Annotated in this window: 10 protein-coding genes; 1 reads left to right on the plus strand and 9 read right to left on the minus strand. The window is 61.5% G+C overall.

Annotated elements, in window-relative coordinates:
• Positions 1 to 159: 159 nt before the first annotated feature.
• The gene (locus AC6H1L_RS08690; protein WP_497601100.1) at positions 160 to 1,854 is read right to left on the minus strand and encodes a glycerol-3-phosphate dehydrogenase/oxidase; all 1,695 of its coding nucleotides are present in this window, start codon (positions 1,852 to 1,854) and stop codon (positions 160 to 162) included.
• A gap of 751 nt (positions 1,855 to 2,605) precedes the next feature.
• On the minus strand, positions 2,606 to 3,220 hold the full coding sequence (locus AC6H1L_RS08695) for a glycerol-3-phosphate responsive antiterminator (protein WP_497601101.1): 615 nt from the start codon (positions 3,218 to 3,220) through the stop codon (positions 2,606 to 2,608).
• A 282-nt stretch (positions 3,221 to 3,502) separates the two neighbouring features.
• Here AC6H1L_RS08695 and AC6H1L_RS08700 point away from each other — a divergent pair, with 282 nt between their 5' ends.
• Positions 3,503 to 4,078, plus strand: coding sequence for a glycerol-3-phosphate responsive antiterminator (locus tag AC6H1L_RS08700; protein ID WP_497601102.1), 576 nt, complete (start codon positions 3,503 to 3,505; stop codon positions 4,076 to 4,078).
• Here the strand turns inward: AC6H1L_RS08700 and AC6H1L_RS08705 are convergent.
• From AC6H1L_RS08705 to AC6H1L_RS08735, 7 genes are all read right to left on the minus strand, one after another.
• Positions 4,075 to 4,437 carry an HPr family phosphocarrier protein gene (locus AC6H1L_RS08705; protein WP_497601103.1) on the minus strand — a complete coding sequence of 121 codons (363 nt, stop codon included), beginning with the start codon at positions 4,435 to 4,437 and terminating at the stop codon, positions 4,075 to 4,077. The genes AC6H1L_RS08700 and AC6H1L_RS08705 overlap by 4 nt on opposite strands.
• A gap of 193 nt (positions 4,438 to 4,630) precedes the next feature.
• Positions 4,631 to 5,083 (minus strand): dihydroxyacetone kinase phosphoryl donor subunit DhaM, encoded by a 453-nt coding sequence (gene dhaM, locus AC6H1L_RS08710; protein WP_497601104.1) that lies wholly within the window; start codon positions 5,081 to 5,083, stop codon positions 4,631 to 4,633.
• Between the two features lie 378 nt (positions 5,084 to 5,461).
• On the minus strand, positions 5,462 to 6,091 hold the full coding sequence (dhaL, locus tag AC6H1L_RS08715) for a dihydroxyacetone kinase subunit DhaL (protein ID WP_497601105.1): 630 nt from the start codon (positions 6,089 to 6,091) through the stop codon (positions 5,462 to 5,464).
• Between the two features lie 336 nt (positions 6,092 to 6,427).
• Positions 6,428 to 7,429 (minus strand): dihydroxyacetone kinase subunit DhaK, encoded by a 1,002-nt coding sequence (gene dhaK / locus AC6H1L_RS08720; RefSeq protein ID WP_497601106.1) that lies wholly within the window; start codon positions 7,427 to 7,429, stop codon positions 6,428 to 6,430.
• 422 nt (positions 7,430 to 7,851) lie between these two features.
• Positions 7,852 to 10,026, minus strand: coding sequence for a sigma-54-dependent Fis family transcriptional regulator (locus tag AC6H1L_RS08725; protein WP_497601107.1), 2,175 nt, complete (start codon positions 10,024 to 10,026; stop codon positions 7,852 to 7,854).
• A 243-nt stretch (positions 10,027 to 10,269) separates the two neighbouring features.
• On the minus strand, positions 10,270 to 11,316 hold the full coding sequence (cydB, locus tag AC6H1L_RS08730) for a cytochrome d ubiquinol oxidase subunit II (RefSeq protein WP_497601108.1): 1,047 nt from the start codon (positions 11,314 to 11,316) through the stop codon (positions 10,270 to 10,272).
• Between the two features lie 28 nt (positions 11,317 to 11,344).
• Positions 11,345 to 12,745: a cytochrome ubiquinol oxidase subunit I gene (locus AC6H1L_RS08735; protein ID WP_497601109.1), complete on the minus strand. Its 1,401-nt coding sequence runs from the start codon at positions 12,743 to 12,745 to the stop codon at positions 11,345 to 11,347.
• Positions 12,746 to 12,760: the final 15 nt, after the last annotated feature.

The following is a 12,760-nucleotide window of genomic DNA, read 5'->3' on the forward strand; positions in this document are numbered from 1 at the left end:
GCAGACAGGTAGCGGTGCGACGAAGAGCAGCCGAGGGAGTGGCGAGCGAGGAAGCCAACGAAGGAACGAGCGAGGGCCTTAGCACCCATTGGAGGGAGCTGCTCAAGGGCGCAAACGTAGGTCGCGGGGAAGCTGTCACCAGCAAGACCCCGCGACCCGTCAAGCACTCAGGCGCGCCTCCTCGGCGGCAAGCTGGCGCTCGACCTCCTGACGATAGGCCGCTTTCAGGCGCTGCATCTGCTCGGGAGACCAACCTAGCTCGGGCGCCATCAGGGCGGCCACCGCCTCCAGCGCTTCCAAGCCGCGCCGCCGATCTTCCAGGATCAGCGAGGTCCGACGGGCCAGTACATCGGCGGGCGTCATGGCCATCTCATGGCGGCAGGCATAGATGACCTCGGCCCGAATATACGGCAGATCAGCAACAAGGCGCTGAGCGAGCGTCGGATCGTCTGCGATCAGTTGCAGAATCGCTCGCGTCTCGGTGCCATAGCTCTGCAACAGATGGGCCGTAATATCGCTCGCCAAACCAGCAGCAGCCGCACGCTGCTCAAGCTCAGGACGCGCCAGCGACCAATCTTCACTGCCGGCCAGGCGTAGCCGTAGCGTTGGATGGCGCGGCTGACGCCCATCACGCTCGTCAAGCCGATCCACCGTATCCTGAGCCATGCGCCGGTAGGTGGTGAGCTTCCCCCCTACAATCGTCACCAGACCCGCCTCATTTTCGAGCACGGCGTGAGTGCGCGAAAGGCGCGCCGTATCGCCACCGCTTTGCTCACTTGGCTTGAACAACGGGCGATAGCCAGCGTAACTACTAATAATCTGCTCGGGTGTCAATCTAAGCGACAGATAGCGATTGAGATGCTTCAGCAAGTAGGCAATATCGCCGGTATCAGGCAGGGGATGATCCAGATCACCCGAGCCGGTGTCCGTAGTGCCGACAATAACGCGTGACTGCCAGGGGACAATGAAGAGAATACGCCGGTCCTCGGTTTCGGGCAGCACAACAGCCGCCTCCCCGACGTGGAGATCCTCGCGCGAAAAGACCAGGTGGACGCCCTTGCTTGGCTCGATGCTCACGCGCGGTTTCAGCCCGCAAAGGGCCTCAACTCGCTCGGCGAAGACGCCCGCGGCATTGACCACATGGCGCGCCTGGACCGTCAGCTCAGTGCCATCCAACGTATCGCGCAGGCGCGCCCCACAGACACGCCCCTTCTCAAGCAGGAGCCCCACCGCCTCGCAGTAGTTGGCAATGACCGCTCCGTAGCGAGCCGCCGTGCGAATGAGGGTCATAGTCAGACGGGCATCGTTGGTCTGGGCATCGTAGTACAGAAAACCGCCTTTGAGACTGGCACTCACCAGATCAGGCGCATAGCGTAGCACCTCCTGGCGGCTCAGACGCCGGTGACGCGCGATACCGTAGCGGCCCGCCATCAGGTCGTAGAGCGTTAAGCCAATATCGAGCACAGCGCTTAAGCCGATCCCCCCCGGCGTTGTAAAAGGGATGCCGACCGGATGGCGATCACCGCGATAGAGCGGGAGCACAAAGGCCAGCGGCTGCACCAGAAAGGGCGCATTGTGCAGCAGCAGGCCACGCTCAACCAGGCTTTCATGTACCAGCGGGAAATCAAAATTGGGTAGATAGCGGATGCCGCCATGAACGAGCTTGGTCGATTTGCTACTGGTGCCGCCGGCAAAATCGGCCTTCTCGACCAAAGCAACACGGTAGCCGCGTACAGCGGCTTCGAGAGCGACACCGGCCCCGGTCACTCCGCCCCCAATGACCAGGACGTCGAAACGCTCCTGCTGCAGTGCGTTGAGGTTTTGACGGCGTGTGGTTGCTGATAGCAATTGCATGGCTCCCATCTGTAGAGATCTGGCCAGCGCCGGCCTGGGGCCGAGCTACGTCCGCTGCTGACGGCGCTTGCTCAGGCGGCCACCATGTCACCCAAGCAGGTTCAGCCCCCAGCGCCAGCCAGCGTACGTGCATTGCCCCACCAGCCCGCACCCACGCGAGCCAGTGGGGGCCGTCAAGGTCAGGACGGATCGATCATCTCAGCAGATGCGATAGTGGATCTTGCTCCTGCTGTCATCGCCTTCGTTCTCTATCTCCATAAGATGAGACGGTTCCTACGCCTGCCCATACCATGCTGAGCTGCAGCGACGATCGTCATCCCGCTCCACTCCGCGGCGCCGCTGGAGATGCTCCTGCCCTGGCTCTCCCCGGCCTGTAATGGGCCGGGTCTCTGGCTGATCCACCAGCGGCCCCAACCTCCCTGACACCCCTGCTTGCGGAAGTTTACAGGATGTATCGTAGACTGCTCATCATGATGCCACCTTGCCAACACCAGCGTGTCCTTGCTTGTCAGATCGACTCACAGCAGCGAAGCAAGCATACGAGCGCACCTGTGCCGCTGGCGACAGCAGCGAGCACGAGCCTACACCGAGCCGACCGATTGATCGATCCGACCCATATCCTGGGCTTAGCTATCCTGCCAGCAGGTGCGCAGGCGAGCGAGCGAGCCAGCGAGCGGGGAGAGAGAGCCGAGTCGAGTCGAGTCGAGTCGAGCGAGCGCGTACCTCAATCTCGCATGACCAATCCCCTCACTCAGTGCGTTTCTGCCGAAGAGCTACAGGCGCTGATCACGGGCAGCCACTGATCAAGGCGGGTTACCGCCACCGCGCGGACACCGCTGGCCAGCACGGCGCGTAACTGATTCGCCCCATAGAGGAGGCCCGAGGCCATATACGGCAGATCGAGGGTTGGCCTGAGCGCAGGCATAATGTAAGGCACCACATGCGCCGGGGTGAAGTCCAGCATATCCACCACACCACGGTCCACCGACTCCAGAGCCATTTCCAGCCCGGTCGAATCGACCGCGAAGATACGCTGGATGGCCTCTAGCCCTAGCTCGTGAGCAAGGACCATCACCTTGGGATGGCTGGAAATGACGCCCCGGATATGAAAGTGAGTCGCAAGGTGGCGCAGGCCCGCGTAATCGGCGTTGACACCATCGATGTGATCCATATTCACATAGAGGGCATAGCCGTTGCGATGGGCGCGCTCAACCAGTGCCTTGAATTCGAACAGGTTGCAGTGTCTGAGCAGAATGGCCCGCACCGCCGGCGTCTCCAGCGCCTGTACAAAGCGCGGGCGGGTTTCCACAACGGGCACCAGCACGCTGGAGGCCGGTAGGTTGAGCAGTGATATACCGGACTGCATACGCATCACCCATCTCGCACGTGCCTGGAACAAACGCCTAAAAAACAATAAAGTCCTGAGCCTGCCACAACCGTGGCAGCGCCAGGACTTCTCACGTCTCTGTCCGGACGATATTCGCGATGATCAATCACACCGGGGAGAAGGGTCCCCCTCCCCGCTGCGCTGTACCTGCTGGTTAGGACAGCCTTTCCAAGAGTAATCATACCTGTCCCAGGTACTTTCTGTCAAGTGGCAGCCGTACCCTGGTAGGCGCCACGCTTTCTTTGCTACAATGAGAGCGTAATGACCAGAGACGAGTTTCTCAGGTTGGCCCGCGTCCATCCGGTGGCCGCGGCTATCAAAGCAGAGAAAGACTGGTCCCCGGCCCTAGAGAGTCGGGCCTGCCTGCTCTTTGCCCTCCAAGGCGATGCCTTCGCGCTCGCACCGCTGGTCGAGCAGGCTCATGCCCGGGGCAAGAGGATGGTGGCCCATCTCGACCTGCTGGCCGGCATTGGCAAGGATCGCGCTGGCCTGGCCTACCTGCGCCAGATCGGCTTTGACGCCGTGATTACCAGCCGCCCCGTGTTGGTGAGCGCGGCCAGGGCCGAGGGACTGCTAACCATTCAGCCGCTCCTCTTGACCGAAGAGTCAGCTGTGGTGAGCTGCGTTCGTCAGATCGCGCAGGCCCAGCCCGACCTGATCGAAGTGCTCCCCGGCATCATCTTCCCCGCCTTTGCGCGCACCGTTCGCGCCCTTGTGCCTGGCCCCTTCATCGCTGGTGGCTTCATTCGCACGCCCCAAGAGGTGGCTCAGCTCCTGGCGACCGGCTGCGTGCTGGTCAGCAGCAGCGCACGCCAGCTCTGGCAAGCGGCTGCCTAGGCCACGGTCTCGCCAGAGGTTCCCGTTGCCCCCGTATGCTCTTCCTGGGACCTGCTGGGGTCTTCCTGGTCTTTTTCTTTGTTGTCTGCTTCCTCGTCGAAATTACGCAGGACTAGCTCAGCAATGGAGCGTACCGCCTCTTCAGCGTCTTCTCCTTCGGCGCGCAGATGTATCGTGCTTCCACAGCGCGCACCCAGGCGCAGCACGCCCACGATGCTCTTGGCATTGACCGTCTGCGCCCCATACTGGAGCAGGATCTGCGACTGAAAAAGGGCCGCCGTCTGCACCAGCAAGCGGGCTGGACGGGCATGTAAGCCGACTTTATTGGTAATGACAAGACTGCGTTCTACGACGGGCATGATCGTCTCTTTCTCCCTTTCTTCCTTCCTTCCGCTTGCCGCCGCCCAGCGCTGTTCTTCCTCCCTCAATCCAACCATCTCTGCTCGGCGCCTGGCGCTGCTCCGGCCAGGGCGCGTCTCAGGTAGGCGCACCTGGCCGGGCCTCGCCTTCTCTTCCCTGGGGGCACATTGCCGGCCTTTGCTCTTACCTTACTCACACCCGGTGATCGGCAGGGGGCACCTCCCCGGCTGTCGGCCCTTCTGCCGACGAAGGCAGCTTCGGTAGATTGATAGCCGCCGCCGCTGCCTCGGCCACGGCCTGCAACGGACTGCCGATCGAGGCCTCAACAGCAGCTACTACCGCCCCTTCGACCAACGGGGCACTACTAATTATCACCGGGCAATTCTGATCTTGCTTGAAGAGTTCTAGAGCCATCTCAGCGGCGATGCCAGCGCTGCCAAGGTCAAGTAAGATCAGAACCCCTGAAGGGCTGGCTGCCTGGCGTAGGGCCTGTAGGATCTTGTCAACCGAGGTACCGAGTCCTCCTTCGGCAGCCCCCCCCGCCGGCGCAATCACAACCTTTCCCTGCGCCATCTGGCCTGCTAGCTCGGCAACCCCTTCGGCCAGACGCGCGCTATGTGAGACAATCACTAAGCCAACCGTCATCAGATACTCTCCTCGCCATAAGCAACAGAGGAGGGCCGGCTCCGGGCCTCCTGCCGCGGTTCCGTATCAGCGCATACCCAGTCTGACCTGATCACCCAGGTCGATCGACTGAGCTGATCCTGCTCTTCAGGCCGACTGAGGCCTATCCTCGCTCTCTCAAGGGAGACGAGCGAGGCCTTTCCAATCAGGGGCTGGGCCTCCGCTCTCCGTCCGCCCAGCTTGCCAGAGCGAACAGCCCTCTTCACCTGAAAGGCCAGGCTAATAGCAAACGAGCAGACGAGAGAAAAGACAAACAAATAGACAGCGAGGGCCTCAGTTGAGCCGTACAGCTTGCGGCCTGTTTCCGGCTTAGCTCAGGCTGCTCAGCCGGTTAACCAGTTAGCCAGCGACCTCGGCAAGCGTTTTCAATAGCAGCCAGCTAGAGGTAGCACCCGGGTCCTGATGACCGATGCTGCGTTCGCCCAGGTAACTGGCTCTACCCTTGGTGGCCTGCATGGAGATCGTGGCCTTCATTCCCTCCTCAGCAGCTTCAGCGGCGCGGCGCAGGAGCATGGACAAGCCTTCATGCTCTTCTTGCGCCTTACGAGCCGCCGCTAGCGCTGGCTCCAGGGCGTCCACCATCGTCTTTTCACCCGTATGAGCCTTTCCACGGGCCTTAATGCCATCGAGGGCAGCCTGCAGCAGCTCAATGATGTCCGTCTCATCCAGTTCATGCTTACCGGCGGTCACCACGCCGGCGCGTAGAAAAGCAGTTCCGTAGAGCGGACCGCTGGCGCCGCCTACCGTTGAGACCAGGGTTGTGCCCACCGTCTTCAGGATTGAACCGATATCCATGCCGCTCAGTGAGGGCAGTTTGTCAAGAACGGCGCGGAAACCACGATCCATGTTGACCCCATGATCGGCGTCGCCGATCGGGGCATCAAGCTGGGTCAGATAATCACGCTGTTCGTGAAACACCTGGGCCGCTTGCGTTATCCAGCGTAAGACATCCTCTGTTGTGATTGGCATAGCCTGCTCTCCTCCGTAGTGTTGCGGTACGGGCGGGTGCGGGCGGTCCGCCCGCGCAGCATACGCCTGGTCAAAGTCGCATCGAGAGATGCTGTGATTCTGCGCACCGATCGCCTGGCCTGGTTTGTCTGCCACTGGGTTGGGCTCCGGCTCAGCGCCAGCCCGGCACAGCCCGTCTATGCGAGACCAGCGTGGAGAGCAAGGCAAGGGGTGGGCGCTGGCTTAAGAAGACCCTTGCCCTGCCCGTTGCGTTCGTTGGCTTGACGTTCAGGCCGGCCTGAGCCAGTACGACGAGCGAGCAAACGAACGAGGCCGTTGCGATCGCTCCAACCAGGTTCAGATGCCCCAGCGTAGAGCCGGGGTTAAGACAGGAGCATCCCAGTAGCGCAGCATCTCGTCGTCGACGCGCAGCAGTGTAATAGAGCAGCCGGCCATCTCTAGCGAAGTGATGTAGCTGCCTACCAGGGAGCGGGCGATCGTGATGTTGCGCCCCTTAAGGATACGCGCCAGTTCTCGGGCGACGACGTATAGCTCGATCAAGGGCGTGCCTCCCATGCCATTGACAAAGGCCAGGACGCGTTCGCCAGCCTTGAGGCCGAGGTCATCGATAATGGGGTTGGCGAGCATCTCTACAATGTCGGCAGCCGGCGCCAGCTTGACACGTCGTCGGCCCGGCTCGCCGTGGATGCCGATGCCGATCTCCATTTCGTCCTCTCCCAACTCAAAGGTGGGCGTCCCTTTAGCGGGAACCGTGCAGGAGGTCAGGGCCATTCCCATGCTGCGCCCTTGCTCGTTGACGCGCCTGGCAAGGGCCGCGACCTGGTCTAGCGGGGCACCGCTCTCGGCGAGGCCACCTACGATTTTCTCCAGCAGCACGGTGACCCCAACACCGCGCCGACCGGCAGTGTAGAGGCTGTCTTGAACAGCAACGTCATCGTTGGTAATGACGCTGGCGACTTCAATTCCCTCCGCCTGGGCCAGCTCCGCCGCCATCTCGAAGTTGAGGACATCGCCCGTGTAGTTCTTGATGATCTGAAAGACGCCCGCTCCACCGTTGACCGCCCGCATGGCCGCCAGGATTTGATCGGGAACCGGTGATGTAAAGATGGCACCCGGACAGGCCGCGTCGAGCATGCCCCGCCCGACAAATCCTCCATGCATCGGCTCATGGCCGCTGCCTCCCCCCGAAACCACGCCTACTTTGCCGCGTACTGGCGCGTCTGCTCGCACGATGATCTGGTTTTCCAGATCAACGCGGATCAGCTCGGGATGCATGGCCGCCATGCCTTCTAGCGCTTCTTTGACGACTGTCTCTGGACTGTTGATGAGCTTTTTCATGCTGCCTCCTTTTCCCAGAAGTCGAGGGCTGCTCCGTTGCCCTCCCCTGTTCGTGGACAGCGGCTCTGCTGCCTGGCTCGCCTGCTTTCGGCCCCGCCTTCAGAGCCGCCCGCCCATCCCGCCCGCCGGTTCGCCATTGCCCAGGGAGAGCTTTCTCCGCTGTCGCTGGCTCCTCCGGCTTATCTGCCCGCCTGAGCTGACGCGGGCGCTCACTCGCTACCCACTCGCTACAGATGAGAGCCTCTGGCTTTGCCTATCTCTGTCTCTGAGATATGCAAGATTCGTGCCAGTTCCCCGAGAGCAACGTGAGGCAGCCTGGAGCAGGCGCTGCGCGTTCGGGCAGCGCTCCGCAGCTGTCTGGGCTATGTTGCATTATTGCAACACTTCTCTGTCACAGTTTCATTATTGCAACGGCGACTGTTTCATTGTGGAAACATCTCGCTCTGGTCGGCGGCTGAGGGCGGCGATGTGACGGGACCGGGACGCAGACCATAGCGGACCATTTTGCGCCATAGGGTCGTCCGGCTGATGCCAAGCAGGCGGGCTGCCGCACTCGGACGGCCCTGGCAGTGCTCTAGGGCCTGGAGAATGGCGCTGGCCTCTGTCGAGCGACTGCGCTCCCTGAGCGGATGCAGGGCCGGCGTGGCGCCGGCTGGCTCCGGTTGCCAGCCGGCATCAGTGTCAGCAGGCTGGTCCGGCGGCTCAGGCGCTGAGGCCACCGTCGACGGCGGCAGGGCCATATTGGGCGCTTCACTTTCTGCGGCCTGGCGGATCTCCGGCGGCAGGTCCTGCACGGTAATGCTATCGGAGCGGGCCAGATAGGTGAGGCGCTCCACGAGGTTGGCCAGCTCGCGCACGTTGCCCGGCCAGCTATAGCGCTCCATCAGGCTTAGCGCCTCTGGTGTAATCCGAAAGGAGCGTCCCAGCGTCCGGCTTTGGCGCTGCAGAAAATGCTCTACAAGCAGGGGAAGATCCTCCAGGCGCGCCCGTAGAGGTGGGATGTGAATAGATAGGACGTTGAGGCGATAATAGAGATCGGAGCGGAAGGTCCCTCGTCGGACCTCCTCGCGGAGATCCTTATGGGTGGCTGCGATGATACGCACGTCGACGGGAATGAGGCGCTGGCCTCCGATCCGCATGATGGTGCGCGTCTCGATGGCGCGCAGCAGGGTGGTCTGCAGGTCGAGGGGCATATCGCCGATCTCATCGAGGAAGAGCGTGCCGCCGTGGGCCTGCTCAAACTTGCCCGAGCGCCCCTGGCGGTCGGCCCCAGTGAAGGAGCCACCTTCGTAGCCGAACAGCTCGGTGTTGATCAGCTCGCGCGGAATGGCGGCACAGTTGATAGCCACAAAAGGCCCATCGGCTCGCGGACTGTTATTGTGAATGCTCTGAGCAAAGATCTCCTTGCCAACGCCGGTTTCGCCGTGTAAGAGGACAGTAGAATTGCTGTGCGAGGCCAGGCGCGCCAGACGCAGGGCCTCTTGCAAAGGGGCGCTCTTGCCCACAACGTCGGCAAAGGTCAGGCGGGCCCGCGTGCCGGTCATCCTATTGACCAGTTTCTGCACACGCTCAATACTGCGCAGGATCAGCACGAAGCCATCGGAGATCAGCGGGCCGCCCGAGCCAGTACCCGCACCTGTCGTCAGGCGTCCGAAGATGGGTTCAGGCTCTCCAGCCGTGAGAGCGATAGGTTTGAGCGAGCAGAGGCAGGTGACACGCCCGCGCGCAGTTTCAAAGACCATCTCCTCTTCGTTCAGGGGCTGCTGGCAGGTAAGCGCCTGCTGCAGTAGCGAGGGCAGGGGCAAGACGTCGCGTAGTCGTCTCCCCATGACGCGCGCCGGCACAAGGCCGAGCAGGGCGCCAGCAGGCCCATTCATCTGGGAGATGACGCCATCGCGCCGCAGCAGGAGGATGCCTTCCGGCAGGCTCTGCAGAATGATCTTGAGTTCGGCGAGTAGCTCGTTGGCATTGCCAAGCCAGACCTGCATTTGGAGCTGACCGCTGATGACCTGGGCCGCGGCGGCAACCATCCCCAGGGTATGTACATGGGCCCGGTCACAGGGACCCACAACCGCCAGAACGCCCACGGCCTGCCCAAGAGGATCGTGCACCGGCGCGGCAGCGGTGTAGAGGTCATGCAGGGCAGCGCGGTAGTGCATTGCCCCCTCTAGCTGCATGGGGAAGGATTCCTGAAGAGCCAGGGCCAGGGCGTTGGCCCCCTGTTGTTCCTCAGTCCATAGCGACCCGACGCGCATCCCCAGGGGTTCAAGCCGGGCTCGCGTCTCGTGATCGCCGATGAGATCAATGATGCGCCCTTCGGCGTTGGCGAAAGCTACCAGGCAATCGGACCCTTCGATAAACTGATAGAGGTCCTCCATCGCTGGTCGGATGAGGGCCAGCAGGCGCCGCGAGAGCGGCTGTGTGGTTGGGAAACCGGGGGGGTCAGGTTCAGGTGGTTGGCCATAGGGATCAAGGCCTAGCGCTGCGCAGCGCCGCCACGCCTGAGCAAGGGCCGGCGGTAACAGATCCTCGCGCAGACGGCCCCGCAGTACAAATTGCTCCCAAATGGCGCGATAATCTTGGGCGCTGCCGAGCATGTTCCCTCCGTCTCTGGCTATTGCTTTGCTCTTACCCCTCTTCATTGCTCTTACTGACCGCTCGCTCGTTCGATAGAAGAGCCAGCAAGAAAGGAGCAACAGGTACAGTCATGAACTGCTGCGACTGGCCTGGATAGTACAGTATAGCACAGCGCTGGCCCACCAGGGGCCTCCTGGCGAGACCAGCGCTGCGGAGCGAGCAGCTTAATGGCAGCTCTATGCTCACTTCCTGAATAATGCTAGCTAGTAGCCGCCGTACTCTCCTTTGGCCGTCACCTTACCCCAGAAGAGGCGATAGGTAAAGACGAAGTAGATGACGGCCAGCACGATACCGATGATCCACCAGACCAGGCCAACGGTCAGCCCGTAGGGGCTGCCCGAGGCATTGTAGATGGTCAGGCTATGGGCCGGATCAACGGCGGGCAGCACATCGGGATAGAGGCCGAAAGCCGAGCTGGCCAACATTCCGGCAATGAAGGCGCAGGAGGAGAAGAAGGCCGCCAGGTCCCGATTGCGGAAAGCAAAGTGGCCCACACCGAGCAGGCCGATGAAGGCCACCAGCGGGAAGATTGCCCCCCAGGGGCGAGCATTGAAGCTGGCGTAGATCTGTGGCTGCACAGCAAAGGTCGCGATCGTGCTCACCACAGTCAGCACAATAGTAATCGGCCAACTGATGCGCAGGATGCGGCGCGCCCGCGCATTCAGGGCCCCGTCGGTCTTACGCGCGATGTAGGCCGCCCCGTGCATGGTCAGGGTGCTGGCGGCCATCAGACCGATCAGGATGGTATACCAATCGAGAATGCCGGGCGTCTTGCTGAAGGGGTCGAAATCGGTCCACAGCGGCTCAAAGAAAACGCCATGTTCATCGAGTGGCACGCCGCGGATGACATTCGCCAGGGCGGCGCCATAGAAGATGGCCAGCAGAGTGCTGCCGATAAAGAACATGCCGTCCCAGAAGGAGGCCCAGACGGGACTAGGCACGCGAGAGCGCAACTCGATGGAGACGCCCCGCCACATCAGCAGCCAGAGCACAATACAGAGCGGCAGATAGAAGCCGCTGAAGCTGGACGCATAGAGGACCGGGAAAGTGAAAAAGAGGGTACCGCCAGCGGCGATAATCCAGACCTCATTCCCATCCCACACCGGCCCAATGGCGCGCAGGATCAGGCGCCGCTCCTGGTCGGTGCGGGCAGCAATCAGATGGATGATGCCAGCCCCCAGATCGAAGCCGTCCAGCAGAACATACATCGTCAGCATGAAGGCGACAAGAATAAACCAGAGTGTTGCCATCAGCCTTGACCTCCCTCAACCAGCGCCTTTAGCCTTCTGCCACCGTACCGGTAGCCAGGCCGGGCAGACCGCCCTCTGTCTCGACTCCAGCCTCTTCGCCCTCGCCCTCGCCGCTCTCAGGTCCCTTAAGGGCCTCGGTCACAGAGAGCACCACATAGAGCAAGCCGAGCAACAGGTACATGCCGGCAAAGCCGATGAGAGTGAAGAGGACATTACCCGCCGATAAGTTGGCCGACGAGCCTTGCGCGGTGGGCAACAAGCCGTAGATGATCCACGGCTGCCGTCCCAGCTCGGTGGTGAACCAGCCTGCGGTATTAGCGATCACCGGGAAGGGGGTCGCCAGCATCAAGATCCAGAGCATCCAGCGGGCTGTAAAGAGGCGCCGTTTCCAGAACCAGAGCAGGCAGGCCATCCCCATGATCGGAATAAAGAAGGTTCCCAGGCCAACCATAATGTGATAGCTATAGTAGAGCAGCTCGATCGAGTCGGGCCGCTGATCCGGCGGGAAAGCGTCCAGGCCCTTGACCACGGCCTCCCAACGGCGATACGTCAGGAAGCTGAGGACTTTGGGGACAATCAGCGGGTTATCAAGCTGACCAGTCGCTGTATTCGGCTGGCCCAGAATGACGATGCCGGCCCCCTGTTCGGTGTGAAAGAGGCCTTCAAAGGCTGCCAGCTTGGCCGGCTGATATTTGGCCACCTGCTGGCCCTCAAGGTCGCCGCTGGGGTAGAGCTGGATGATGCTGGCGATGAGGCCAACGATGACGCCCAGGGTCACAAAGATGCGTCCGTAGTCAACGTGGCTCTTGGCCAGCAGGTAGTAGGCCCCCAGCCCAGCCATGATGAAGGCACCTGTGACAACCGCCCCGCTCATAGTGTGCAGATACTGCGGGAAGATCCAGGGATTGAGCAGGACATCCCAATAATTGGAGATGTGCAGGCGATTGCCAACGATGGTGTAACCGACAGGGTGCTGCATCCAGGCGTTGGAGGCCACAATGAAGGCCCCAGAGGCCCAGGTGCCTAGCCAGACCATGACGGCAGCAAACCAGTGCACTTTCTGCCCAAAAACCTTCTCGCCGAAGAGGAAGACGCCAAGAAAGGCCGACTCCAGGAAGAAGGCAAAGGCTCCCTCCATTGCCAGCGTCTGAGCAATGATGTCGCCGGCGTAGGCTGAGAAGCGGGCCCAGTTGGTGCCAAACTGGAACTCCATCGGTATGCCGGTGACGACGCCCAGCACAAAGCTGGTGGCGAAGATTTTGGCCCAGAAGCGGGCACTGATGTTGTAGCGCTCGTCCTTCTTGATCAGGTAGAGCGTCTTTAAGAGGACGATCAAGAAGGCTAACCCCATTGTGATTTGGGGAAAGATATAGTGATAGCCTACGGTAAAGGCGAATTGTACACGTGATAAGATGGTTGATAGATCCATGTGCAGGCAAAACCT

This window comes from Thermogemmatispora argillosa (genome assembly GCF_059696725.1).